Below are 24,196 nucleotides of genomic sequence, written 5' to 3'. Positions count from 1 at the left end.
TCAGGACGTCCTCGGTGAGACGAACCGCAGGATGGCGGGGAGCGCGACGCAGGCGAGGATCATCAGCGTCACGCCCATCACGAGCTTGAGTGTCTGCGAGGTGCCGTCGGGGGCGCCGTCGGGCGCCGCCGGACTCCCCATCAGCTTGATCGCGGTGGCGTAGATCAGCGCCGCCACCGGTTTGTAGATGATGAAGCCCGCGAGCCAGGCCAGCGCCCGCTTGAACCACATCATGCCCATCTCGGTGTTCGTGGCCGCGGCGGTCAGCGGGAGCACGCCGACCAGCAGGACGAGCATCCCGTACCGGACCACCATCAGGGCGAGCTGGATGATCGCGGTGATCACCATCAGGATGCCGACGAAGATGATCAGCGCCATCGCGAACGACTCGCCGGGATCCTTGAGCGGATCCAGCATCACCGAGGCGATCTTGTTCGCGAAGCCGGAGTCGTCCGCGCCGACCGCCTCGTGAATGATCCACTGCGAGAACTGGTCGGCGGCCTGAATCAGGGTGGCCGCGAAGGCCGCGCCGGCGGCCGAGACGACCACCATCGTGATCAGCGACCGCAGGATGTCGCGCAACGGCTCACCGCGCTGCGAAATCGCCATCTGGATCGCCGCGACGATCACCGCGATGCTGGCCGCGACGGCCAGGATGTAGTTGGTGTGGACCTGGATGAAGCCGGCCGCGCCGGTGTTGCCGACGTCCGGGGTGTCGATCCAGACCCAGAGGAAGCCGACCGCCTCGAGCACCACCTCGACGGCCGCCACCACGACGTCCTTGATGACCTCGAGGATGATCCTGAAGAACGGTCCCATGACCGCCTCCATGACGTCGCCGAGCTTCTCCTCGACGCAGTCGTCCCAGTCCCAGGGCGCCCAGGAACAGCCGAGGACGATCATCACGCCCCCCGGAACCGGACGTAGCCGTCCAGGGACTGCAGCACGTCGGGCGCGGTCTCGCCGTTGAAGCTGCCGTCCTCCTGCAGCACCGCCCGCCAGTCGCTGCGGTACCACTGCATCGTCACCGGCAGCGAGGCGATCTTCGTCTCGTCGATCTGTACGGCGATCTGGAGCACCGCCCGGTCCGGCAGGTAGTCGAACACCTTGAACCCGATGAACTGCGCGACCTTGCCCTCGTTGCGCGGCGTCGTACTCACCCTGGCCTCGGTGACCGCCCGGTTCCGGCCCGGACCGGGCACCACGCGGGTGGCCAGCACCTCGTCGGTCAGGTCCGGGTTCCGGATCTGGCCGAGCACGTTCATCGCCGCGAGCACAGCGCCGGTCGGCGAGTGGGCGAAGCAGGAGCGCACACCGGTCCGGTCCATGACGGCCGGACCTCCCTCTTGCTGGAGCGGAATCAGCATGTCGGCCTCGAACTGCCAGGTGACCGCCGACGGCGCCATCCGCGGGATCCTCTGGTCAGGTTTCTTGAGCTTGCAGCCACCGACACCGGGCGTGGGCGGCCCGGACGGTGTCACGGTGGAGGTGGGTCGGCCCGTGGGCGTGGCGGGCGGCACGGACGGTTCCTCGGTGGGCTGTTCGGTCGGCTCGACCACACTCGGCGACGTCGACGGCTGCGAGGCCGGCGTACCCGGGTCGCGGGCGAACAGCCACACGATCAGGCAGACGACCACCGCGCCGACGATGATCGCCGAGGCGATGAAGCCGTTGTCCTGCCAGAAGCTGCTGCCGGACGCGTCGCCGTCGCCATCGCCTCCCGCGGAACCGGAGCCGGAGTCCCTGCTGAACAGTCCCACAGCCGATCAGGCTCCGGCGACGGAGAGCGCGGTCACTTCAGCTGGTCGACGATGGCCGTCGCCGAGCCGATGATGATGCAGGCCGCCAGGACCCAGCCCAGCCGGGCCGCGTGCTCGCCACCCTCACCACGGCGCTGGCCGATGGCCATCATGGCGCCGGCGATGATGATCCCCAGACCGCAGATCAGGTACGCGATGATCTTGACCCAGTTGATGACGCCCCGGAGCTTGTCCATGCCGGGCGGGTTGTCGTCGATCATCGGGACCAGGTTGGCGGCCTCCGAGACCAGATGTACGAGCATCATTGCGGTGGTTGCCTTTCAGTACGGGGCGGGATAGTCCGCTGGGTTTGACGCGCGAAGAGCGTAGATGGATTCAAGGACTTCGAAAACCTCGTCGGGGGTGTTGTCAGGGGTGGGTGCCTCCCCTCGGCGCCACTCCTCGATCCACGGGATGTCCCACACCCTCGGCACGCCACCGCCGACGATGTCGGCGAAGTCGTCGAGCACGCGGGGCAGCCGGCCGGGGGCGTCCGCGATCAGCACCAGGCCGAGTACGGCGACGCCCTGGACGACTCCGGAGGCCCACTCGATCGCGGCCCGCTGAGCGGCCCGCAGACCCGAACCGTTGGTCCGCGCGACCAGGATCACGGGTGTCGGCACCGGCGGCGGCGGGATCGGCCAGCGGTGGTTGGCCGCCCTGGTCCCCGGAAGCAGCAGCGACATGGTCGTCTCGCCCGCACCACCGTGCACACCGACCCACCACAGCGTGTCGGCGGCCGGGATGGCGAACTTCGGCAGCCGCTGGTCCTCGGCCGGGGCCGGGACGCCGTGCTGCGGGGCCGACGGCCCGCGCCGGGAGAGATCCGCAGGCTGCGAGGGACCTGGAGCCGACTGTTCCGGACCCGGGGTCGGCGATTGCTGCCGAGTCCACGGGTTCTGCGTCATGCCCCCTCCTCTCGCAGTGCGTCACAGGCTGTCGCCCACAGTATTCTCTCGCTTTCCGGGTGTACTTTCGTGACCCATCCACAGGCGAGGATGTTTCTACCCCCTTGTCGGGGTCAGTCGAGCCGAGATCTCGCGTCATCGGCGGACCCGGGCTCCCCGGCCTGCCTTTGATGCGGTGGACATGCTAGTGGTCTACTTTGCCGGGGACTCGGGTGGTGGCTCACTGGTACAGCGGTCTGGACCACTGATGACGGTGGCGGAGTCGGACGAGTGAGGAGTCAGGTGGCGGGAATGAGAGGTCGTCGTGGCTGAGAAGGTCCCGTCCTGGCCCAAGGTGACGATCCGGCTGTACGACGACCACAACGCCGAGGTCAAGATCGCCGGCCGCAGCCACCCGGTCAACCATCATGATCCGCGACAGGCGGCGATCGCGCTCGTCAGCGAGCGGGCCGGACAGCTCGGGCGGCCGGTGAAGGCGACCGCTGTCGAGTCCGACGGCGCCTCCTGGCCGCTGATCATCCACCCGGACGGCCGGGTCGAGGCGGTCGAGGAGCAGACCCGCAAGGGCAAGGGCAGCGGCGCCGAGAAGCCGATCTGGCCGATCATCGTCGCCGCCGTGGTGGCCGGCTGCCTGGTCGTCGGCACGGTCCTCTACCTGACCGTGCTGCCCAAGGGCGACGGCGTCGCCAAGCCGACCACGTCGCCGAAGCTGCCCGCGCTGCCCGAGCCGAGCGTCGGGCCGGACCAGCTCGCCTCCCGGCCGGCGCCGCCCGGCTTCACGACCAACGCGTCCTGGACGGTCGACATCGCCCAGGACACGATCCCCGCGGTGTCGCCGGACGGCACGGAGGTCGCCGTACTGACGCCCGACGACAAGATCGCGGTGTTCGACAGCAACGGCAAGGTGCTGTGGCAGGACAAGGTCCCGAACGACGCGCAGAACCCCGTCTACACCACCGTCGACTCCAAGGTGGTCCTCGCGGTCGCGACGTCGGACACCCTGTACTACTGGGCCGGCGACGGCGCCGAGGCCACGGAGGTGGAGCTTCCGGACTCGGCGAAGGTGCAGTTCTTCGGCACGTCGCCGCTGATCGAGATGGGCAGCGCCGGGGCCAGCGTGGTCTCCGGCGGCGAGCTCAAGACCGTCGAGCACCAGCGCCGCGAGGCGACCATCCTGCTCGCCGAGGGCGACCGCGCGTTGATGGCGCGGTACGGCGGCCCGCTCTACTGGAGCCAGCCGGGCAAGGACCTGCAGGAGGTGGACCCCAAGCCGCCGACCGGGTCCAAGGGCATCCTCCGCGTGCTCGCCGCCAGCCCGGGATACGTGCTGGTGCTGTGGAAGACCGCGGACGCCAACGTGGTGATCCCGGTGGTGCACTCGAGCGCCAACGGGGCGGTCGTGGCGATCTGTCAGGGCGACTCCGAGGGCACGGTGGAGAACTGGGACTGGGTCCCGGACACCGGGCGCAAGGTCGCCGCCTGGGGTGAGTGCCTGATCGACTTTACCCGGAAGGCGACCTTCCCGGCCCCCGACTTCCAGCCGCTGTCGATCACCGCCAACGTCGTCTACGGCAACCTCACCGGCAAGCTGGTCGCCACCTCGCCCGGCAAACCCACCCACCCGCTGACCACCGGCACCGCCCGCCCGTGGGGCATCGCAGGCGCCCACGCCATCGTCGTCCACAACTCCGTCCTGTACGCCCTGGACAAGAAGAAGTGACGCCGATGGTTTACCGGACAGGTACGGCGGTCGAGCTGACTCCTGGGGTCGGCCGGCGGGTGGTGCGCGCGGTGGCGTGTTGGGTGGCGGTAGTGGTGATGGTCGCGCCTCCGGGGTCGGCGGTGGCGGACGACGATCCTGCGCCGGTTCCGTGGCCGTCGGTCGGGAAGCCGGAGTCCGGTGGTAGCGGTCAGGGTGGTCCGGCGCCGGTCAGCTGGCCGAGCGTCACCAAGCCGGAAGACACGGGCTCCTCCTCAAACCCCGCCCCAGTCCAGTGGCCCGCCCCCACAAAAACCAGCTGACCACCCACATCCCCAGCCCCCGGAACGAGAGGCCGCACCACCGGTGCAGTCGAGCCACGCCGCGGGCTTGTGGAACGAACAAGGCCCGCAGCTCCCCGGGTGGGGAGTGCGGGCCTTGAACGGGGTACGTCAGCTAGCTGCTACCTCGAGGCGGACGGTGGCCGCTACCTCGGGGTGGAGCTGGACCGAGACCTGGTGCTTGCCGGTGGTCTTGATCGGCGACGCGATCGCGATCGCGCGCTTCTCGACCAGCGGGCCGCCGGCGGACTTGATCGCGCCGGCGATGTCGGCCGGGGTGACCGAGCCGAACAGCCGGCCGGTCTCGCCCGCCTTCACGTCCAGCGTGACGGTGAGCTGCTCGAGCTGGTTCTTGACCTCGCTCGCGTGCTCCTTGCCCTGGATCGCCCGGGCGTCACGCGCCCGCTTGATCGACTGGATCTGCTTCTCGGCGCCGCGGGACCAGCCGATGGCCAGGCCGCGCGGGACCAGGAAGTTGCGGCCGTAGCCGTCCTTCACCTCGACGATGTCGCCGGGGGCTCCGAGGCCCTCGACCTCCTGCGCCAAAATCAGCTTCATGTGCCGGACCTCCCTCAGCGAGCCGTGCTCGTGTACGGCAGCAGCGCCACCTCACGAGCGTTCTTGATAGCGGTGGCCACGTCACGCTGATGCTGCACGCAGTTCCCGGTCACCCGGCGGGCGCGGATCTTGCCGCGGTCCGAGATGAACTTGCGCAGCAGCGCGGTGTCCTTGTAGTCGACGTACGACGCCTTGTCCTTGCAGAAGCCGCAGATCTTCTTCTTCGGCTTCCGAATGATCTTGGCCATTGTGGTGCTCTCTTCCTTCCAGAGCCCGGCACACGTGCCGGAATGGTCACTCTTGTCAGTTGGTCACGACCCGGGACCGGATCAGAACGGAGGCTCCTCCATCGAGCCGCCGCCACCCTGGCCGGCCCAGGGGTCGTTCTGCGGGGCGGACTGGCCGCCACCGCCCTGCGGGGTCGCCCAGGGGTCGTTCTGCTGCTGGGCGCCACCGCCCTGGCCGCCGCCGTAGCCGCCGCCACCCTGGTTCCCGCCACCGCCACCACCGAAGCCGCCGCCGTCACCGCCGGGACCGGAGCGCATCGCCCGGGTCACCTTCGCGGTGGCGCTGCGCAGGCTGGGCCCGACCTCGTCCACGTCGATCTCGAAGACCGTGCGCTTGTTGCCCTCACGGTCGTCGTACGAGCGGGACTTGAGCCGGCCCTGCACGATCACGCGCATGCCGCGCTGCAGCGACTCGGCCACGTTCTCCGCGGCCTGCCGCCAGACGGAACAACTCAGGAACAGCGACTCGCCGTCCTTCCATTCACCGGTCTGCCGATCGTACGTGCGCGGCGTCGACGCGATCCTGAAGTTCGCGACGGCGGCGCCGGACGGGGTGAACCGGAGCTCCGGATCGTCGACAAGGTTGCCGACCAAAGTGACGACGGTTTCGCCTGCCATTGCCGTTCCTCCTGCTGTCGGGTGTGGCTGTGTCCACAACTATCAGTAGCGGCTGGCGCCGACAGTACCGATGGTTGCTGACGACCCCAGGGTCAGTGCTGGTCCGGCCGGATGACCTTGGTGCGGAGGATCGACTCGTTCAGCGTGAGCTGACGGTCGAGCTCCTTCACCACCGCGGGCTCCGCGGTCAGGTCGATGACGGCGTAGATGCCTTCGGCCTTCTTCTTCACGTCATAAGCAAGCTTGCGACGACCCCAGATGTCGAGCTTCTCGACCGTGCCACCTTCCTTGCGGACGATGTTCAGGTACTGGTCGATGGACGGCTCCACGGTGCGCTCATCGAGCTCAGGGTCGAGGATCACCATGACTTCGTAACGACGCATGCGCGAACTCCACCTCCTTCGGACTTGGCGGCCACGGTCTCTCCGTGGCAGGAGGGCGATGCGATGATGCCCGGCGTCGGCACTTGCCACCGGCGCCAAGCAATGAGCCCGGTCGATGGACCGGGCCACACCCAAAAGAATACCAGCGTCCGGACGCCCTCTTGACCATATCCACAGGGCACTTCCGGTAACTCTCCGTCACTCGGCGGCGATCAGTCGTCACTCTCCGGCCCGACCACCAGCAGATCGATGTGTACGGCGAGAACCCGGCCGTCCGCGTCCACGGTCCGCACCACCGGGTACGCGCCGTCACCCCAGCCCGAGTGGGCCAGCACCACATTCTCACCGTCCGTGGCGAGTGGCAGCACGATGTTCGCGCAGCCCTCGCGGAGGTGGTCGGCCGAGTCCATCAGCGCGAACCAGCTGTCGTCACGGCCGTTGTCGAACAGGTCGTCGTACCAGTTGCCCTCCGGCATCTTGGACCGGGCGGCCTCCGCATCCACGAACGCGACCGTGCCGGCGTCCACACCGACCGCCCAGAACTCGTCCTCGCCCAGAGCGTCGCCGGAGCTGGTCGCCGCCTCGACCCGCGCGACCTCGCCGTCCGCGACGCGCAGCGACAGGAACGCCTCCCGGAGGTGGCTCCCGTCCTGCTCCTCCGACACGTCCGCCACGGTGACCTGCACCGGGTAGTCACCAGGCGGTACGTCGACCACCGGCGCCTCCCCCAGCGTGACGAACGGGTCGCAGGCCTCGAGGCGGCCACTCGGGACGCGCAGCAAGCCGAGGTCATGGACGGTCAAGGACCACGTCCTCCCGTCGACCTCGACGGGACCAGGGCGGAGTGCACGGAAGTAGTCGGGGCTGATCACGAACCAATGCTAGAGGTCTGGCGACGGTCGGCCGGAGAGGTACGTCGCAAGGTCAGGAGTAGCAGCGGGACTGCCAGTAGCCAGGAGAAGGTGGCCAGGAGGCTGAAGCCGCCAAGCGTGAAGAGCCAGGGAGACGCGGCTGTGGCCAGGGCGGAGACGGTCCAGATGGACGACTCGACCTTGCTCTCCAGCTCCGCGGTGACCAGCAGCGCACTGCCGCCCAGATAGCAGAGGTTCCAGGCGTAGCCGAGCAGGAACAACGCCGGCGTGAAGACCGGGCCGGACTGGGTGATCAGTACGCCGGAGACGAGCAACAACCCGAGCCCGGCCACCACAACAGGCCGAGTGCCGAACCGATCGATGCTCCAACCGGTCAGCGGAGACAGGGCGAACATGCCGAGCGTGTGAGCGGACAGCATCAGCCCCAGCGCCCCCAGCCCCGCTCCGTGGTGGTGTGCATGCACCGGCACCGCAGTCATCAGCGCCACCATCACCAGATGCCCCACGACCATCACAGCGGCAGCCAGAACGACCTGGGTACGACGAGGCGCCGCCAAGCGCTCGCCATCCGTCGACACCTCCACCGCCCGCGCCCGCGGGATGTAGGTGGACGCAATCAGAGCGCAGAACACCGCGGCCAACGCCAGCAGGAACGGTCCCGCGACCGCCGGCAGCCCAAGTGCCCGAGCGAACGACTGCGACGGCGCCATCAAGAACGGTCCGCCGGCAGCACCCGCCGTACTGGCCCAGACGACTGTGCTCATGGCAGACGCGCGTCGGGCAACAGGTACGGCGTCAGCCGCGGCGTACCGCGACAGCAGGCTCGCAGCGTTGCCCGCACCGAGCAGGAACATGCCGACGAACAGCAGCGAAACGTGAGCGCCCACTGCGGTCAGCACGGTCAACGCTCCGCCGGCGACGCCAACGCCGTACCCGGTGCGGAGTGCCTGAGCGCGTCCGCGGCGGGCAGTCCACTTGCCGACGGCCAGTGCGCCGGCGGCCGTGCCCAGTACGCCGGCTGTGTTGGGCAGACCGGCCAAGCCGGGGCTCAGCTTGTCGGAGATCAGGATGGTGCTCACCGCGCTCGCGGCGACCATGGCGGCGTTCATCAGGGCGGCGGCCAGAACGACGGGAATCAGCATGTCTGCAACGCTAGAAAGGCAGCCGCCGTCGCTGAATGTACGAAGTAAGGCATTCACCCTTGTGCAGTGGCGATGTCGAAGGTGTTCTGGGGAGATGACCTTTCAGGAGCGCGACCTGGACGCGACGGACTGGCAGATCCTCTCCGAGCTGCAGGCTGACGGGCGACTGTCGTTCAACCAGCTCGGCAAGCGGGTCAACCTGTCACCGCCTGCGGTGGCGGACCGGGTACGGCGGCTGGAGGAGTCGGGCGTGATCGTCGGCTACCGCGCGCAGGTCGACCCGGCCCGCGCAGGCCAGCCGCTGTCCGCCTTCATTCAAATGCGCTGCAGCACTGGACGCTGCCTGCTGAAGACCACCCGCGCGGAGGACTTCCCCGAGGTGCTGGAGATCCACAAGCTCAGCGGCAACTCCTGCTCGATGCTCCGCGTCCGCGTGACCTCCATGAAGCACCTCGAAGGTCTCTTCGAGCGCCTCGGCGAGCACGGCGAGATGAACACGCACGTCGTTCTCTCCACGGAGTTCGAGGGGCGGCCGGTCCAGCCGCCCGCTCACGACTCGCGGCCCGTGACACGTTCCGAGGGATGGGGTTCCTGAGATCGGGGCGGTGGGGCGGGGGAGGAATTCAGTACTGTCGGTGGGCGGTTCTAGGGTGGGGTCATGAGCTTGAAGCTGGGTGCGCACGTGGACCAGGAAGACCCGCTGGCCGAGGCGGCCGACCGGGGCGCCGACCTGGTGCAGTTCTTCCTGGGCAACCCCCAGGACTACAAGGCGCCGAAGCTCGCCTACGCCGACGGCGAAGCGGCGCTGAAGGAGCGAGCCGCCGCGGCGGGCGTCGATCTGTACGTGCACGCGCCGTACCGGCTGAACGTGGCGAACACGAACAACCGGATCCGGATCCCGAGCCGCAAGCTGCTCCAGCAGACCCTCGACAAGGCGGCAGAGATCGACGTCATGGGCGTCATCGTGCACGGCGGGCACGTCGGCGACGAGGACGACCCGGAGGCCGGCTTCGACAACTGGCGCAAGTGCATCGAGCGGGCCGAACTGCCGGTGCCACTGCTGATCGAGAACACGGCCGGCGGTGAGAACGCGATGGCCCGCCAGCTGGACCGGATCGCCCGGCTGTGGGACGCGGTGCAGTCCTCGGGCAACGACCGGCTGGAGAACGTCGGCTTCTGCCTGGACACCTGCCACTTCCACGCGGCCGGCGAGGAACTGCCGACGATCGTGGAGAAGGTGAAGGCGATCACCGGCCGGATCGACCTGGTGCACGCCAACGGGTCACGCGACGAGTTCGGCTCCGGCGCGGACCGGCACAGCAACTTCGAGGAGGGTCACATCGACCCGGCCGACATCGTCGCGGTGGTGCAGGCAGCCGGTGCCCCGGTGGTGGTCGAGACCCCGAACGCGAACCACGGTCAGAAGGCCGACATCGACTACCTCAGGTCTCATCTGAAGTAGCCGCGGGCAGGCCGTGCACCCAGTAGGCGATCCCCCATGGAAGCAGCAGCGCGAGCGCGGTGGTGTTGCGGGTGGGGAGGAGAACGCCTGCGGTGAGCGCGATGAGCAGTACGACGGTCGACGTCTGGAAGAGGTCGAGCCTCCCGATCACGCGGGTGCGCAGGGTCGCGCGCTCGAGCGCGCAGGCGGCGTAGCAGGCGATGAGCGCGAGGACGGCCAGGAGCGCGACGACCACGGCGATCCAGGCGGCGGCGCCGTACGTCGAGGCGCCGCGGAGGATGTCGGCGAGTTGGAAGAGACCGACCATGGCAGCCAGCGCGGCCGAGGTCCCGAGCAGTCGCGCAGTCGTCCGCCGGGCGCGCTCAGGCTCGGGTGCAGGCGCCGGGTCAGGCGAGGGATCCGGGTCGGGCGATGGGTCCGGTGGTTGGGCCGCCATGGGGGGACGGTAGCGCAGCCGCGAGAATGGCCCCCATGCAGACCTGGGCCGAGCGGTTTCCCGAGCTCTTCGCACCGGACCACTGGGCCTGGGGTGAGCTCGATGTCCGGTTCTCGACCGAGGTGCCGCCGGACGAGCTGATCAGCAACGTGCACGTGATCGGCCGCACCAACGGCGGAGTCGTTGTCTGCGGCAACGACCTCGGCTGGCGCTTCCTCCCCGGCGGCACCCGCGAGCCGGACGAGACGATCGAGCAGCTGGTGCAGCGCGAGCTGCTCGAGGAGGCCGGCGCCCGCCTGACCGGACCGCTGACCTGGCTCGGTGCGCACCGCGCCGAGCACCGCCGCCCGGGCCCCTACCGTCCGCACCTCCCGCACCCGATCTCGTACTGGGCCACTGTCGTCGCGGACGTCGTGGTCGACCAGGAGCCGACCAACCCCGACGACGGCGAGCAGGTGGTCGAGGTCCTCGTGCTCCCGGCCGAGCGGGCGGTCACGTATCTCGACGCCCAGGCCGACGGCGGGATGATGGGCAGCCAGGTCAGACTGGCTCAGGCAATGGAGCTGCTGTAGCCGACCGCCACGGCAGTACGGCGGCGCTCAGCAGGCAGCATCCGCCCGCGATCCACAGCGCACCACGGAGTCCGATCGTCGCTGCAAGCACCCCGCCGAGCGCCATGAACGCCGGCTGCACGCAGCGCGAACTGATCGACCACGCGCCCACCACCCGCGCCATGTAGCCGTCCTCGGTCGCCTCCATGCGGTACGTCGCGAAGGACGGGTTGAACGCTCCGGCAGCCACCAGCAGCCCGACCTCGGCCGCGGTGATCAGCGCGAACCCACCCCAGCCGGCCGGCGCCAGCGGCATCAGCAGCAGCCACGGCGCCCGGAGTACGCCGAACACGAGCAGCATCCACTGCAGTCCGTACCGTCGGGTGAGCCGGGGCGCGAGACGCGCGCCGAGGACCCCACCCAGGCAGGACAGGCCGAGCGAGAGCCCGTAGTTCCACGCCGGCAGGCCGAGGTCGCGCAGCATGAGGACGGTGAGCAGCGGCGACGTCATCATCACCGGTCCGCCGAACAGCTGCGAGTTCCAGAACAGCACCCGCAGTCCGCGATGCCGCAGGATGTACCGCCACCCGGCGGTGATGTCAGCCTTCCCATCCCGCCGTACCGGCTCGGGCTCGGGCTGCTGGATCCGCCGGATGCCGAGCGCCGATCCGAGGAACGACACCGCGTCCACAGCCAACGTGACGGTCGCACCGACCAAGCTGACCAGCGCGCCGCCAACCGCCGGTCCGACGCTCAGCGTGATCCAGTTGGTCTGCTCGAACCGGCTGTTCGCCTCGGCTCGCCCCTCGGCCGGGACAAGCGCCTTGAGGTGCGCGCCACTCGCCGCCTGGAACACGATCAACGCGGCTGCCTGCACGACGCCGACCACACAGAGCTGGGTGTAGGTCAGCACGTCGAGCACGGCCGCGACCGGCACCGAGATCAGTACGACGAACCGGACCAGGTCGGCCGCGATCATCACCGGCCGCTTCCGCCGCTGCTCGATGAAGTCGCCCAGCGGCAACGCGATCGCAGCGGCCGCGATCGCGGACAGCGCGGCGAGCATCGAGACCTGGAAGGTGCTGGCGCCGAGAGCGAGTACGGCGATCAGCGGCAACGCGCCGAGGCCGACCGCCGATCCGGCCGCGCTGACGGTGAACGCGACCCACAGCCGCCGGAAGTCTCGACCCAAAGACATCCGGCGATCGTAGGAGCCGGCACCGACAGAACTAGCGCAGGTTCAGGCCGCCGTCGAGCAGGACTACTTCGCCGGTCACGTAGGTGTTGTGGACAAGTGCGGAGATCAGGTCCGCGACGTCCGACGGCTGGGCCGCGCGGCGCATCGGGCTCATGGTTTTCCACAGCTCCTGGGCCTCGGTCCAGGACGCGGTGAGCGGGGTGTCGACGAGGCCGGGCGCGACCGCGTTGACGCGCACCTCTGGTCCGAGTGCGGCGGCCAGCAGCTTGGTCATGTGGTTCAGCGCGGCCTTCGAGGCGGCATACCCGATCGAGCTTCCCTTCGGCCGGACACCGGCATGGCTGGTGACGTTGACGATGCAGCCACCCGACTCCCGGAGCGCGGGCAGGGCCGCCGTACACAGCAACCACGGCGCGATCAGGTTGACGTCGAGCAGCCGCCGCCAGTCGCCCGCCGTCAACGCCTCGAGATCCGCGTGCGGCACCGGCCAGCTGATCCCCGCGTTGTTCACCAGTACGTCGAGCCGCCCGAACTCGGCCAGCACCCGCGGCACCAATCCAGCCGCCTCGGCGTCGTCCGCGAGATCTGCCTGGAAGTACGACCCGTTCAGCTCGCGCGCCAGCGCCGTACCCACGTCCCGACTCGACCGTGAGTGCACCGCGATCGTCATCCCGTCCGCGGCCAACCGCCGGGCTGTCGCCGCCCCGATTCCCGAAGCCGAGCCCGTCACCAGTGCGACCTTCTGCACTAAGAGCTCCGGTAGCGGAGGCCGTCCATCAACAGGTTGAGGGCTCGGTCCGCCTGGTCGCGGTTCTTCCCGGTGGCCAGCGCGACCCCGCTGATGCTGACCAGTACGTCGTCCGCCGAGACATCGGAGCGGAGATCGCCGGACGCGGCGCCGGCGTCCAGGAACGGCTTGATCGCGCCGACCAGGAGCTCGAAGCTCTGGGCGTACGGGTTCGCGCCGGACGCGATCACCGCGCGCAGCGCGTCGGCCATCCCGAGCTTGCGCGTCATGTAGTCGATGTAGCGGTCCATCCAGGCCCGCAGCGCCTCGGCCGGCGGCATCGTGTCGAGCAGCACCGGCGCGGCGTCGCAGATCGCGGCCAGCTCACTGCGGTACGCCGCCTCGATCAGCAGCTCACGGGTGGGGAAGTGCCGGTAGAGGGTGCCGATGCCGACACCGGCGTCCTTCGCGATCCCCTCCAGCGTCGCCTCCAGGCCGCACGTCGAGAACGCGCGCGACGCCGCGGCCAGGATCTGCTCGCGGTTGCGCTGCGCGTCCGCCCGCAGCGGACGTTCGCCAGTGCCCATCTCCCCTCCCTTCTGACCCCAGAACCTATCGGACTTGATAACCGGAGGTGCCTCCAGTTAACTGGGATTACCGGAGGTTCCTCCGGTTAAAGCCTAGCTCGCAGAACAGGACCGAACCTGATGAGCCGAATCACCACCCCCTTCAGCTATGACTCCACCGCGGCCGACGTGATCGCCGGCGTGGATCTGTCCGGGCGTCGCGCGGTCGTCACCGGCGGCGCGTCCGGCATCGGCGTGGAGACCGCCCGTGCCCTCGCGTCGGCGGGGGCCGAGGTGACTCTCGCCGTACGCAACACCGCCGCGGGTGAGCGCACCGCGGCCGACATCATCGAGGCGACCGGCAACAGCCACGTCTTCGTGGCGCCGCTCGAGCTCGCCGACCGCGCCTCGGTGCGCGCGTTCGCCGAGAACTGGGACGGACCGCTGCACATCCTGGTCAACAACGCCGGCGTGATGGCCGAGCCGCTCAACCGCACGCCGGAGGGCTGGGAGCACCAGTTCGCCACCAACCACATCGGCCACTTCGGGCTGGCGACCGGCCTGCACTCGGCGCTCGCCCAGGCGGGCAACGCCCGGATCGTGTCCGTCAGCTCCAGCGCGCACAACCGCTCGGACGTCGTCTTCGACGACATCCACTTCGAGCACCGGCCCTACGACGAGTGGGCGGCGTACGGACAATCGAAGACGGCCAACGTCCTGTTCGCCGTCGAGGCGGCGAAGCGCTGGGCGAGCGACGGGATCGTCGCCAACGCGCTGATGCCGGGCGGCATCCGGACCGCGCTGCAGCGGCACCTGCCGGAGGAGTTCTTCAAGAACTGGGAGGGCTTCGCCTGGAAGACTCCCGAGCAAGGTGCGTCGACCTCGGTCCTGCTGGCCGCGTCGCCACTCGTCGACGGCGTCACCGGCCGGTACTTCGAGGACAACAACGAGGCGCTGCCGCACGGAGACAACGACTACAGCGGCGTCTCGGCGTACGCCCTCGATCCGGAGTCGGCCACTCGGTTGTGGGACCTCTCGGAGAAACTCCTCGCCCAGTAAGCCGGCCCAGTTATCCACAGGTTTGATCAGGTCACCGGCTCGGCTACGGTTCAAAGCTTCGGGCCGGTAACCTGACCGACCGTGAGTGACTTGAGCATCCGGACCATCTCGGCCGACGAGCACGCTGCCTATATCGCAGCGCAACCGGCGGCGAGCTTCCTGCAGACCCCCGGGTGGGCGGCGGTGAAGAGCGAGTGGAAGGCGGAGTCACTCGGCTGGTACGACCCGGCCAACCCGGCAGAGCTGGTCGGCGCCGGCCTGGTGCTGTACCGGCAGATGCCGAAGGTGAAGCGGTACCTGGCCTACCTGCCCGAGGGCCCGGTGATCGACTGGGACGCCGTCGATCTCGGCCGGTACCTGCGCCCGCTGGCGGGGCACCTGCAAGAGCGCGGCGCGTTCGGCATCCGGATGGGTCCGCCGGTGGCGACCCGGCGGTGGGGCGCCAAGACGATCAAGGACGCGATCGCCGGCGGGCAGCAGCCCAAGCTCGGCGACGTCCGGGCCGACGTGATCGAGCCCTCCGGCGAGCTGGTCGCCAAGCAGTTGCGCGCGCTCGGCTGGAAGGCGCCGCGGACTGGAGAAGGATTCGCGGCCGGACAACCGCAGTACGTCTTCCAGGTCCCGCTGGCCGGCCGCAGCCAGGACGACCTCCTCAAGGGCATGAACCAGCTGTGGCGACGCAACATCAAGAAGGCCGACAAGGCCGGCGTCGAGGTGACGCAGGGCGGCGCCGAGGACCTGAAGGCGTTCCACCAGCTGTACGTCGAGACCGCGGAGCGGGACCATTTCACCCCGCGGCCGCTGCCGTACTTCGAGAAGATGTACGCCGCGATGGCCGACCAGCCGGCCGACTGTTGTGACTTCCGGATCTACAACGCCTACCACGAAGGCGACCTGGTCGCATCGACCATCTGGGTCCGGGTCGGCGGTCACTCCTGGTACTCCTACGGTGCCAGCTCGACCGCCAAGCGAGATGTGCGCGGATCGAACGCGATCCAGTGGCGCATGATGACGGACGCGCTCGCCGCGGGCGCGTCCGTGTACGACCTACGGGGCATCACCGACACCTTGGACCCGAACGACCCGCACGTCGGGCTGATCCAGTTCAAGGTCGGCACCGGCGGCGAGGCCGTCGAGTACGTCGGTGAGTGGGATCTGCCGTTGAACAAGGCGCTCTACACCGCATTCGACCTCTACATGAGACGGCGTTGACACCATGCCCCTAGTCCTGCACGTCGATTCCGATCGATGGCGCGAACATCTGCGTTCCACGTGGAACCCCGACATCGTCCCGGTCGCCAAGGGCAACGGGTACGGCTTCGGCAACCACCGGCTGCTGGCCGAGGCGCGCGCCCTCGGCGCCCGCACGGTCGCGGTCGGCACCTACTTCGAGGTGCCGCCGGACCCGCGCGAGGACATCGTCGTGCTGTCGCCGTGGCGGCCGTTCCACGAGATCCCGCAGAGCAAGAACGTGATCCACACGGTCAGCCGGCTGGCCGACCTGGTCTCGATCCCGGCCGGCAGCCGGGTGCTGATCGAGGTGCAGACCTCGATGCGGCGGCACGGGATCGGCGCCCGCGAGCTCCGGCACACGATGCTGCTGAACGCGCTCGACCGGATCCGGTTCGAGGGCTGGTCGCTGCACTTCCCGATGGGCGCCGGCGGTACGTCGGCCAACCTCAGAGAAGCCTCGGAGCTCGGCAAGGCCGCCCTGGCCGTCCGGCGCGGACCGCTCTGGGTGTCGCACGTACCGGCGCAGAAGCTCTCCGACATCGGCGAGGACGTGAAACTGCGGATGGGCACCGGGCTCTGGCTCGGCGACCGCGGCGCGCTGTCCGTGCGGTCGACGGTGCTCGACGTGCACTCGGTCCGGCGCGGCGAGCGGGTCGGCTACCGGCAGCGCCGGGTCAGCGGTGACGGGCACATCCTGGTGGTCTCGGGCGGTACGGCGCACGGCGTCGGCCTGGAGGCGCCGACCGCGGCGGCCACCGTTCGCCAGCGCGCGATCGCGATGGCGAAGGGCAGCCTGGACGCGGCCGGCATGGCGCTGTCGCCGTTCACCATCGAGGGCAAGCAGCGCTGGTTCGCCGAGCCCCCGCACATGCAGGCCAGCATGCTCTTCCTGCCGTCGACAGTGGCCCCGCCCGCGGTCGGCGACGAGGTGGGCGTCGACGTCCGCTACACCACCACGTCGTTCGACAAGGTGTCGATGGACTGAGCCGACCGGCCACGGACCGAGGCTTAGGCTGTCGGCATCATTCCCGGTCGAAGGGGGACGTCGTGCGAAGTTCGGTTCTCGGCAATCTCGACGGCCAGCCGTTGCCCGGCGGCTTCGGGCTGGAGAACAAGAAGATGTTGCGCGTCCAGCTGCCTGACCAGGTGCTCGCGAAGCAAGGCTCGATGGTCGCCTTCCAAGGGCGGATGGACTTCGACTACGAGGGCGCCGGCGGTCTCGGCAAGCTGTTCAAGAAGGTCGCGACAGGTGAGGGCGTGTCGCTGATGCGAGTTCGTGGTGACGGGTTGCTCTACCTTGCCGACAACGCTGACGACATTCAGCTGTTCTTCCTGGAGAACGAAGGGCTGACCGTCAACGGGCGGAATCTGCTGGCTTTCCAGCCACAGCTCAGCTGGGACATCCACCGGGTTCAGGGGGCCGGGATGGCAGCCGGTGGGTTGTTCAACACGACGGTGACGGGGACCGGATGGGTGGCGGTGACCACGCACGGCACGCCGGTGCTGCTCGACGTCGCACGCATGCCGACGGCCGCGGATGCGCAGTCGGCGGTTTGCTGGAGCACCGGGCTTCAGGTCGGGGTCAACCGAACCATGAAGGCGGGGGCATTGATCGGACGTGGCAGTGGGGAGGCCATGCAGCTGGCCTTCACGGGGCAGGGGTTCGTGCTGGTGCAGGCCAGCGAAGGAGCCCCCATAGTCACCACGTCATGACGGCCTGCTGACCGAGTGCAAGGACCGTGCCGCCGGCAAACGCTCGCCGACGGCACGGTCAGGAGCCACGCCCTCAGGCAGGCGACGCGAGGTCGACGACGGTGCCGTCGGGGCAGCGGAGGTACGAGGTGACCTGGCCCCACGGCGACTTCTCCGGCTCCTGCAGTGGCTGGGCGCCGGCCTCGACGGCCCGCTGGAAGGCGGCGTCGACGTCCTCGGTGGTCAGTGAGAGCTCGAACGCGACCGCGCCCGGCTTGCCGATCTCGGGCAGGTGGCTCTGCCCGAGCTCGTACGTCGCGAAGTGCACTTGGACACCACCGGCATCGACCATGCCGGCGCCGTTGTCCCAGTACGTCCCCTTGAACCCGAACGCGCGCTCGAAGAACTCGATCGAGGCCTTGGCGTCCTCGACGTACACGATGGTCTTGGCGAACTTCATGACTCGTCTCCCGGTGCGACTTGCGGCGGGACCGTCCCGCCACCCAGCCTGACGCATCCCGGTGCGGAAGTGTGACAGGTTGACTTCAGGTGGACCTGAAGTTTCAGCCTGGGAGCATGAGCTTTCTGGAACGGATCGAGGAGCGTCCCGGAGCAGCGGAGCTCCGGGCGGAGTCGTACCGGTTGCTGGACCTGACCAGCGGCGGAACCTGCGTCGACGTCGGCTGCGGCACCGGTAATGCGGTTGCCGAGTTGTCCGCGGCCGGGCTGAAGGCGATCGGGGTGGACGCGGACCCGGAGGCGGTCGAGGCCGCCCGGGTCCGGGTGCCCGAGGCAATGTTTCACGTGGCACATTCCGACGACCTGCCGCTGGAGGACGCGTCGGCAGACGGCTACCGCGCGGTCCGGCTCTTCCACCTGCTCGAGGACCCAGTGCCGACGGTGGCCGAGGCCCGGCGGGTGATCCGGCCGGGCGGGCACGTCGTACTCGGTGGCCAGGATTACGGCTTCCTGCTGATCGACAGCGCCGACCAGGATCTGACCGACGTCGTTCTGCTCGGCCTGGAGTCGCGGTCGGTGGCACCGCGGGCGGCTCGCAGCGTGCGGGACCTGTTACTCGATGCCGGGTTCCGCGACGTCGAGGTCGTCGTACACACCGAGGTGGTCACCGACCACGGGTTGCTGGCCGGCCAACTCGCGGCGGCTGCGGCGGCTGCGGTCGAGAAGGCGTTGATCACGCAGCAGGACGCGGACGGGTGGCTGGCCGAGCAGGCGGACCGAGGCCGGCGTGACCGTTTCCTCGCCGTACTGCCGACGTTGCTTGTCGGTGGCCGCCGCTAGCGTGCGAAGCATGATTCCACTCAAGGGCGTGGTACTGGATGCACCGGATCCGCGGCAGCTCGCGCGGTTCTACTGCGAGCTGCTCGGCTGGCAGCTGGGTGAGGACGACGAGACGTGGGCGACCGCGATCGGCCCGAACGACACCAAGCTGTCGTTCCAGCTGGAGCCGAACTACCGGCCGCCGACCTGGCCGAGCGAGACCGAGAAGCAGCAGATGCAACTTCACCTCGATCTCCAGGTGGACGACCTGGAGGCCGCACACGAGCGCGCGACCTCCTTGGGCGCCCGGCTGCAGGAGTTCCAGCCGCAGCCCGACGTCCGGGTGTACGCCGACCCGGCCGGCCACATCTTCTGCTTCTTCGCCTAGGTCGTGTCTGGCAGTTCCGCGCCGTAGCGAGCAGGTGCTCGGTGCGGCGAGGTGCCGTGCCGAGTGCCGCGCAGTAGGCGGGGAATTGCCAGACACGACCTTAGGTCTTCAGGTGGCCGCGCCAGCGGACGGTCGGTAGGAGGGCGGCCGGGTCGACGCGGTCCTTGTTGGCGGCGACGATGTCGAACATCGAGTCGATCAGCGTGTCGGACAGCAGGTGCGGCTGCAGGCCGAGGCCGACGAGTCCGGTGTGCTTCACGTTGTAGTAGTGCTCGGCCTGCTCCACCCGCGGGTTCTCGAGGTGCTCGACCTGCACCGGGCCGGGGAAGCATTCCGCGACCTTGTCCGCGAGCTGGGCGACCGAGTAGCTCTCGGTCATCTGGTTGAACACCCGGAACTCGCCGGCGTCGGCGGGGTTCTCGACCGCGAGCCGGATGCACTCGACGGTGTCCCGGATGTCCAGGAAGCCCCGGGTCTGGCCGCCGCTGCCGTAGACGGTCAGCGGCTCACCGAGCACGGCCTGGATGACGAACCGGTTGAGCACGGTGCCGAACACCGCGTCGTAGTCGAACCGGGTCGCCAGCCGCGCGTCCTGCACGGTCTGCTCGGTCTGCTGGCCGTAGACGACGCCCTGGTTCAGGTCGGTGACCCGCATCCCCCAGATCCGGCAGCCGAACTCCAGGTTGTGCGAGTCGTGCACCTTGCTCAGGTGGTAGAACGACCCCGGCTTCTTCGGGTAGAGCATCCGGTCCTTGCGCCCGTTGTGCTCGACCTCCAGCCAGCCCTCCTCGATGTCGATGTTCGGCGTCCCGTACTCGCCCATCGTGCCGAGCTTGACCAGGTGGATGTCCGGGTTGGTCTCGGCCACGGCGTACATCAGGTTCAGCGTGCCGACCACGTTGTTGTGCTGGGTGTAGACCGCGTGCGCACGGTCGATCATCGAGTACGGCGCCGCCCGCTGCTCGGCGAAGTGCACGATCGCATCCGGCTCGAACTCACGCACCACCCGGTAGACGAAGTCGGCGTCGACCAGGTCACCGGTGTACGCCGCGATCCGCCGGCCGGACACCTCCTCCCAGGCCGCCACCCGAGTGTCGAGGTCCTGGATCGGCACCAGGCTCTGGACCCCCAGCTCCTGGTCGTAGCCCCGGCGGGCGAAGTTGTCGAGGACGGCCGTCTCGTGGCCGCGGTCTGACAGATGCAGCGCGGTCGGCCACCCTAGGTAGCCGTCACCGCCCAGGACGAGTACTCGCACGGCTCGGCCGCCTTCCGTGAAGGGATGTTGGCTTTCACTGTCCTTCCTATCCCGAGTACCCGCTCCCCTAACGTGATCGGGCCCACTAGCAAGCTGGGAATTGGCTATGAATTGGCAACCAGGGGACTGTGCTGGGTGCGGGGGTGCACAATAGGGCCAATGCGTACGTTGACCAAGGTAATCAGCGGATTCGGCCTGAGCCGGACCCGTTTGTTGCTGTGGGCGAAGTACCTGGCGGCCTCCGTGGTCGCCACCGTGCTCAGCCAGGCGGCGTTCGCGCTCTGTTACGGGTTCGGCACGACGCCGCTGATCGCCACCCTGGTCGCCTGGGTGACCGGCACGGTCCCGAGCTACCTGATCAACCGCCACTGGACCTGGGGGCACCGCAACCCGAGCGGTCGCGAGCTGTTGCCGTACGCAATCATCTCGGTGGTGTCCGCCGTGATCGCGGCGATCGTCACCACGGTCACCGACAACCTGGTCCAGGACCGGATCGCCTCACACGCCTGGCAGACCGCCCTGGTCAGCGCCTCCTACCTGGGCACGTACGGCGTGCTGTTCATCCTGAAGTTCGTGCTGTTCGATCGCTACGTGTTCGCCAAGAAGCCTGCGCCGGAGTCCGCCGACCCCGCCGAAGCACGTACTCCCGTAGCCACGTAGTCGTCATCACCCGCGCATAGTTCGCGCCGTACACCAGGCCCGGGCCCTTCTTGCTGGTCCCGTCGCCGCGGCGCCGCATCGTCATCGGCAGCTCGACCACCCGCGCGCCGAGAGCGAGTGCCCCGAGCAACAGTTCCGACGACTGGTACTGCGGCTCGCGCAACGTCACCGCGGTCGCCAGCTCGGCCCGCATCGCGCGGAACCCGAACGAGGTGTCGGTCAGCTTCCGCCGGGTCAGAATCGACGCCAGTACGGCGAAAACCCGCACCCCGACCCAGCGCAGCCGACTGTCCGCGTCCTCGGCTCCGAGCCGGCGTGACCCGGTGACGAAGTCGGCCCGGTCGTCCAGGATCGGCTGCAGCAGCACGTCCAGCTCGTCGTTGTCGTACTGCCCGTCGGCGTCGGTCGTCACGACGTACTGCGCTCCGCCCTCGGCGGCCAGGTGGTAGCCGAGCCGGAGTGCGGCGCCCTGCCCACGGTTGCTGAGGGCAACGCACACGTAAGCACCGTGTTGACGGACAACATCGGCGGTGTCGTCGGTCGAGCCGTCGACCACGACGAGGACGTCGACCGGCAGGCCGGCGCAGGTACGCGGCATGTCGGTCAGCACCGGGCCGATGCCGCCGGCCTCGTTGTAGGCGGCAATCACCACGACGATCGGCGCGAAGGACGGCGTACCGAAGTCCTTCACCGCGAGGGAGTCCACCTCGTCCGGGTAGTCGGCCATCGCGGGACGCGCTTGGTCCTTGCCGAGCAATGCGCGGAGTCCGATCGCTCCTGCGAGCGGGAAGAGGACCAGACCAGGCAGCTGGTAGCGCCAGGAGAACTCGAAGGCCGCCGAGCCGAGCAGCAGGATCACACCAGCGGCCGCGGGCAGCAGGGCGGCAGACCGGAGCCCTGACGTCTTGGCACGGCCCAGACCAGCCACTGCGGCCAGGGCGATCAGCACGCAGATCCCCAGCAGCGTTCCGGACGTGTAGCCGCCGTTCAGCTGGTAGGCGCGCAGGATGACGGCCGGCACATGAGCCACCTGTGGCTCCGACCCGCCCCACTTGACCGCAGCCTTGGCGGTGTTCGGGTCCTGCAGGTTCGGATAGGTGGTCTGGAACTGCCAGCGCTCCAGCGGCACGTCGTCCGGCGACGTGGTGCGAGTCGGCGCGAAGCCCTTGGCGAAGTCCTTCAGCGCGGCCCAGGTGACGTCCAGCGGCTGGTGCCGAATGACCAGCCGGGCGAACTCCGTGGCCAGCTCCTGTTTGGTGGTGCCGGGTGGAAGCGGTCCAGGCCAGTTGGGGTCGCCGTAGTGGTTGTGCGCGTACTTGTCGACGCCGAGGCGCTCACCGAGCGGCTCCTTGGGGCAGAACAGCCTGGTCCCCTCGTTGAGCGGCAGCTTCGAGCAGTCGGCGACCACCGCGGTCCGGCCGTACAGCACCTGGTTCTCGGCACCGGTGAATCCCCACCGCCCGGTCTCCGCGTGGAAGTAGACCGCATACGCGCCGAACACCACTGCGAATCCGGCTATCGCTGCCGCCGTACGCCGTACCAGCTCTAGGCGACGGCGACGCCAGGCATTGCCGACGACGACCAGGTAGAGAACGACTGCGATGAGCAGGGTCAGGCCGATCGTGCGGACCGCGAAGGCGGCGCCGAGGAGCAGACCGACCGCGAGCGCACGCTTCCAGCCGGGGACTCCCCAACCCAGAAGCAGCCAGAGGATCGCGACCAGCAGTACGTCGAAGGTGGTCTCGGCCATGATGTTCTGCTCGATCTGCACCTGGTAGGCGTCGAGCAGGAGGGGTGCGGCGGCCAGAGCGGCCAGCCAGCGGTAGACGTTGAGCCGCCGGGCTAGTGCGTAGATGGCGATGCCCAGCAGCAGCCCGACGACGTGCTGCACGATGACGACGAGGGTGAGACCGCCCAGGCTGACCAGAGGCCGCAGTGGGAACTCGTAGCCGATCGGGTTGAGCTGGATCGGGCTCAGCGCTGACATGTTGTTCAGGTACTGGACCGAGTCCGTGTAGATGATCGCCGGCCGGTAGGCGACGGTGGCGAGCACACGCAGGACGGTGCCCGCCAGCAGGAAGACAGCGAGCAGCCAGTGCTCCCTTAACACCCCGCCCCCGAGCGCAGCGAGGGGGCGGGATACTTGGGGTTTCACGCGGACTGGAAGTACTGCCACGTCCGGGCGAGCCCGTCTTCCAGCGACACCGCCGGCTCGTAGCCGAGGTCGTTCGTGATGTCGACGACCACCGCCGGCATCTCCCCGGCCGGCGCCTCGACGTGCTCGGCCGGCACCGGGCGGCCGGTGACCGCGCGGACCGCCTCGACCATCTCCAGCACCGACACGGACCGACCGGATCCGATGATCGCGCGGCCGTCGTACGCCTTGTCGAGGGCGAGCATGATGCCGGCGACGACGTCGTCGATGTAGACCAGGTCGCGGCGCTGCTTGCCGTCGCCGTAGATCCGGACGCCCTCGTCCTTGAGCGCGGCCTTCATCATCCGCGGCACGAAGCTGTCCTTGTGCGACATGCCCGGTCCGTACACGTTGGTGAACCGCAGCGCGGCGGTCGCGAGACCGTAGCTGCCCGAGTACGCCGAGAGCAGCATCTCGCAGGCCGCCTTGGTCGCGCCGTACGGCGTGAGTGGCCGGAGCGGAAGGTTTGCGTTGATGGTCGCCGTACCGACGTCACCGACGACGGCGTTGGTCGACGCGAGGATGAAGCGGTCAACGCCGCTGCCGCGGGACAGCTCCAGGAGCACCTGGGTGATGGTGACGTTCTGTGCGAAGGTCTGCATGGGCGCGTCGACCGAGCGCAGGACCGAGGTCAGCGCGGCCAGCTGAACCACGGCGCTCGGCCGGGTCTCGAACGCGGCGATGCAGACCTCCTGGTCGGCCAGGTCGCCGGTCACCACCTGCACGCCTTCGTCCCACGACGGGTCCGGCGGCTCCCGATCCACTGCTGTCACCGGGACTCCGCGCTGCCGCAGGCCGGCCACCACGGCCCGCCCGATGAATCCGGCCGCCCCGGTCACCAGCACACGTTCGTCCATGGCTTCAACCTACCGCTGGAGTGTCAATCCCCC

Annotated in this window: 29 protein-coding genes; 11 read left to right on the top strand and 18 right to left on the bottom strand. The window is 68.9% G+C overall.

The features are described from left to right. From AB0H36_RS00430 to AB0H36_RS00415, 4 genes are read right to left on the bottom strand one after another with little or no spacing between them, the layout of a single operon-like run. On the bottom strand, window positions 1-903 hold the full coding sequence (locus AB0H36_RS00430; protein ID WP_360513983.1) for a type IV secretion system protein: 903 nt from the start codon (window positions 901-903) through the stop codon (window positions 1-3). After that, window positions 903-1,760, bottom strand: coding sequence for a hypothetical protein (locus tag AB0H36_RS00425; protein ID WP_360513980.1), 858 nt, complete (start codon window positions 1,758-1,760; stop codon window positions 903-905). The genes AB0H36_RS00430 and AB0H36_RS00425 overlap by 1 nt, the downstream gene beginning before the upstream one ends. Window positions 1,761-1,792: 32 nt before the next feature. Next, window positions 1,793-2,062, bottom strand: a complete 270-nt coding sequence (locus tag AB0H36_RS00420) for a conjugal transfer protein TrbC (protein ID WP_360513977.1) — start codon at window positions 2,060-2,062, stop codon at window positions 1,793-1,795. A gap of 18 nt (window positions 2,063-2,080) precedes the next feature. Next, window positions 2,081-2,707 carry a DUF6668 family protein gene (locus tag AB0H36_RS00415; protein WP_360513974.1) on the bottom strand — a complete coding sequence of 209 codons (627 nt, stop codon included), beginning with the start codon at window positions 2,705-2,707 and terminating at the stop codon, window positions 2,081-2,083. A 304-nt stretch (window positions 2,708-3,011) separates the two neighbouring features. Here AB0H36_RS00415 and AB0H36_RS00410 point away from each other — a divergent pair, with 304 nt between their 5' ends. Next, entirely contained in the window at window positions 3,012-4,427 is a 1,416-nt protein-coding gene (locus AB0H36_RS00410) for a hypothetical protein (protein WP_360513971.1), read from the top strand. Between the two features lie 431 nt (window positions 4,428-4,858). Here the strand turns inward: AB0H36_RS00410 and rplI are convergent, their stop codons facing one another. The 6 genes from rplI to AB0H36_RS00380 form a co-directional block, all read right to left on the bottom strand. After that, window positions 4,859-5,305 (bottom strand): 50S ribosomal protein L9, encoded by a 447-nt coding sequence (rplI, locus tag AB0H36_RS00405; protein WP_360513968.1) that lies wholly within the window; start codon window positions 5,303-5,305, stop codon window positions 4,859-4,861. Between the two features lie 14 nt (window positions 5,306-5,319). After that, on the bottom strand, window positions 5,320-5,553 hold the full coding sequence (rpsR, locus tag AB0H36_RS00400) for a 30S ribosomal protein S18 (RefSeq protein WP_360513964.1): 234 nt from the start codon (window positions 5,551-5,553) through the stop codon (window positions 5,320-5,322). Window positions 5,554-5,634: 81 nt separating this feature from the next. Continuing rightward, window positions 5,635-6,210 (bottom strand): single-stranded DNA-binding protein, encoded by a 576-nt coding sequence (locus tag AB0H36_RS00395; RefSeq protein ID WP_360513961.1) that lies wholly within the window; start codon window positions 6,208-6,210, stop codon window positions 5,635-5,637. 92 nt (window positions 6,211-6,302) lie between these two features. Beyond that, the gene (rpsF, locus tag AB0H36_RS00390) at window positions 6,303-6,593 is read right to left on the bottom strand and encodes a 30S ribosomal protein S6 (protein WP_132211461.1); all 291 of its coding nucleotides are present in this window, start codon (window positions 6,591-6,593) and stop codon (window positions 6,303-6,305) included. Between the two features lie 212 nt (window positions 6,594-6,805). Then, window positions 6,806-7,465: a DUF4241 domain-containing protein gene (locus AB0H36_RS00385; protein WP_360513958.1), complete on the bottom strand. Its 660-nt coding sequence runs from the start codon at window positions 7,463-7,465 to the stop codon at window positions 6,806-6,808. Further along, complete coding sequence (locus AB0H36_RS00380) at window positions 7,462-8,607, bottom strand: MFS transporter (protein ID WP_360513955.1); 1,146 nt, start codon at window positions 8,605-8,607, stop codon at window positions 7,462-7,464. The genes AB0H36_RS00385 and AB0H36_RS00380 overlap by 4 nt, the downstream gene beginning before the upstream one ends. Window positions 8,608-8,701: 94 nt before the next feature. On the opposite strand from AB0H36_RS00380, the gene AB0H36_RS00375 reads away from it, so the two are divergent. Together AB0H36_RS00375 and AB0H36_RS00370 are read left to right on the top strand one after the other, a co-directional pair. Further along, a complete protein-coding gene (locus tag AB0H36_RS00375; protein ID WP_360513952.1) occupies window positions 8,702-9,202 on the top strand; it encodes an Lrp/AsnC family transcriptional regulator in 501 nt (166 codons plus the stop codon). Window positions 9,203-9,265: 63 nt separating this feature from the next. Continuing rightward, the gene (locus tag AB0H36_RS00370; protein ID WP_360513949.1) at window positions 9,266-10,069 is read left to right on the top strand and encodes a deoxyribonuclease IV; all 804 of its coding nucleotides are present in this window, start codon (window positions 9,266-9,268) and stop codon (window positions 10,067-10,069) included. Here the strand turns inward: AB0H36_RS00370 and AB0H36_RS00365 are convergent. Continuing rightward, window positions 10,050-10,505 (bottom strand): hypothetical protein, encoded by a 456-nt coding sequence (locus AB0H36_RS00365; RefSeq protein ID WP_360513946.1) that lies wholly within the window; start codon window positions 10,503-10,505, stop codon window positions 10,050-10,052. The genes AB0H36_RS00370 and AB0H36_RS00365 overlap by 20 nt on opposite strands. A gap of 35 nt (window positions 10,506-10,540) precedes the next feature. Here AB0H36_RS00365 and AB0H36_RS00360 point away from each other — a divergent pair, with 35 nt between their 5' ends. Continuing rightward, on the top strand, window positions 10,541-11,077 hold the full coding sequence (locus AB0H36_RS00360; RefSeq protein ID WP_360513943.1) for an NUDIX domain-containing protein: 537 nt from the start codon (window positions 10,541-10,543) through the stop codon (window positions 11,075-11,077). Here the strand turns inward: AB0H36_RS00360 and AB0H36_RS00355 are convergent. From AB0H36_RS00355 to AB0H36_RS00345, 3 genes are read right to left on the bottom strand one after another with little or no spacing between them, the layout of a single operon-like run. Next, entirely contained in the window at window positions 11,046-12,254 is a 1,209-nt protein-coding gene (locus AB0H36_RS00355) for an MFS transporter (RefSeq protein ID WP_360513940.1), read from the bottom strand. The two genes, AB0H36_RS00360 and AB0H36_RS00355, sit on opposite strands and share 32 nt — an antisense overlap. A gap of 31 nt (window positions 12,255-12,285) precedes the next feature. Next, entirely contained in the window at window positions 12,286-13,002 is a 717-nt protein-coding gene (locus AB0H36_RS00350) for an SDR family oxidoreductase (RefSeq protein ID WP_360513937.1), read from the bottom strand. Continuing rightward, entirely contained in the window at window positions 13,002-13,568 is a 567-nt protein-coding gene (locus AB0H36_RS00345; RefSeq protein WP_360513934.1) for a TetR/AcrR family transcriptional regulator, read from the bottom strand. Before AB0H36_RS00345 ends, AB0H36_RS00350 begins: the two co-directional genes overlap by 1 nt. 120 nt (window positions 13,569-13,688) lie before the next feature. On the opposite strand from AB0H36_RS00345, the gene AB0H36_RS00340 reads away from it, so the two are divergent. From AB0H36_RS00340 to AB0H36_RS00325, 4 genes are all read left to right on the top strand, one after another. After that, entirely contained in the window at window positions 13,689-14,606 is a 918-nt protein-coding gene (locus AB0H36_RS00340; RefSeq protein WP_360513931.1) for an SDR family NAD(P)-dependent oxidoreductase, read from the top strand. Window positions 14,607-14,687: 81 nt separating this feature from the next. Continuing rightward, window positions 14,688-15,818: a peptidoglycan bridge formation glycyltransferase FemA/FemB family protein gene (locus AB0H36_RS00335; RefSeq protein WP_360513928.1), complete on the top strand. Its 1,131-nt coding sequence runs from the start codon at window positions 14,688-14,690 to the stop codon at window positions 15,816-15,818. A 4-nt stretch (window positions 15,819-15,822) separates the two neighbouring features. Further along, window positions 15,823-16,824: an alanine racemase gene (locus tag AB0H36_RS00330; RefSeq protein WP_360513925.1), complete on the top strand. Its 1,002-nt coding sequence runs from the start codon at window positions 15,823-15,825 to the stop codon at window positions 16,822-16,824. 62 nt (window positions 16,825-16,886) lie between these two features. Further along, a complete protein-coding gene (locus AB0H36_RS00325; protein ID WP_360513922.1) occupies window positions 16,887-17,552 on the top strand; it encodes an AIM24 family protein in 666 nt (221 codons plus the stop codon). 73 nt (window positions 17,553-17,625) lie between these two features. On the opposite strand, the gene AB0H36_RS00320 is transcribed toward AB0H36_RS00325, so the two are convergent. Then, on the bottom strand, window positions 17,626-17,991 hold the full coding sequence (locus AB0H36_RS00320; protein ID WP_360513919.1) for a VOC family protein: 366 nt from the start codon (window positions 17,989-17,991) through the stop codon (window positions 17,626-17,628). 116 nt (window positions 17,992-18,107) lie between these two features. On the opposite strand from AB0H36_RS00320, the gene AB0H36_RS00315 reads away from it, so the two are divergent. Both AB0H36_RS00315 and AB0H36_RS00310 read left to right on the top strand, forming a co-directional pair. Further along, window positions 18,108-18,830 (top strand): methyltransferase domain-containing protein, encoded by a 723-nt coding sequence (locus tag AB0H36_RS00315; RefSeq protein WP_360513916.1) that lies wholly within the window; start codon window positions 18,108-18,110, stop codon window positions 18,828-18,830. A 10-nt stretch (window positions 18,831-18,840) separates the two neighbouring features. Beyond that, window positions 18,841-19,197, top strand: a complete 357-nt coding sequence (locus AB0H36_RS00310) for a VOC family protein (RefSeq protein ID WP_360513913.1) — start codon at window positions 18,841-18,843, stop codon at window positions 19,195-19,197. A 100-nt stretch (window positions 19,198-19,297) separates the two neighbouring features. Here the strand turns inward: AB0H36_RS00310 and AB0H36_RS00305 are convergent, their stop codons facing one another. Then, complete coding sequence (locus AB0H36_RS00305) at window positions 19,298-20,452, bottom strand: NAD-dependent epimerase/dehydratase family protein (protein ID WP_360513910.1); 1,155 nt, start codon at window positions 20,450-20,452, stop codon at window positions 19,298-19,300. 159 nt (window positions 20,453-20,611) lie between these two features. On the opposite strand from AB0H36_RS00305, the gene AB0H36_RS00300 reads away from it, so the two are divergent. Further along, entirely contained in the window at window positions 20,612-21,112 is a 501-nt protein-coding gene (locus tag AB0H36_RS00300) for a GtrA family protein (protein WP_360513908.1), read from the top strand. Here the strand turns inward: AB0H36_RS00300 and AB0H36_RS00295 are convergent. Together AB0H36_RS00295 and AB0H36_RS00290 are read right to left on the bottom strand one after the other, a co-directional pair. Beyond that, on the bottom strand, window positions 21,012-23,222 hold the full coding sequence (locus AB0H36_RS00295) for a glycosyltransferase family 2 protein (protein WP_360513905.1): 2,211 nt from the start codon (window positions 23,220-23,222) through the stop codon (window positions 21,012-21,014). The genes AB0H36_RS00300 and AB0H36_RS00295 overlap by 101 nt on opposite strands. Window positions 23,223-23,263: 41 nt before the next feature. Further along, window positions 23,264-24,163 carry an NAD-dependent epimerase/dehydratase family protein gene (locus AB0H36_RS00290; RefSeq protein ID WP_360513902.1) on the bottom strand — a complete coding sequence of 300 codons (900 nt, stop codon included), beginning with the start codon at window positions 24,161-24,163 and terminating at the stop codon, window positions 23,264-23,266. Window positions 24,164-24,196 lie beyond the last annotated feature (33 nt).

The organism is Kribbella sp. NPDC050820, assembly GCF_040653975.1.
In the GTDB taxonomy this organism is placed as follows: domain Bacteria; phylum Actinomycetota; class Actinomycetes; order Propionibacteriales; family Kribbellaceae; genus Kribbella.
This window is presented reverse-complemented; position numbering and strand designations above follow the sequence as displayed.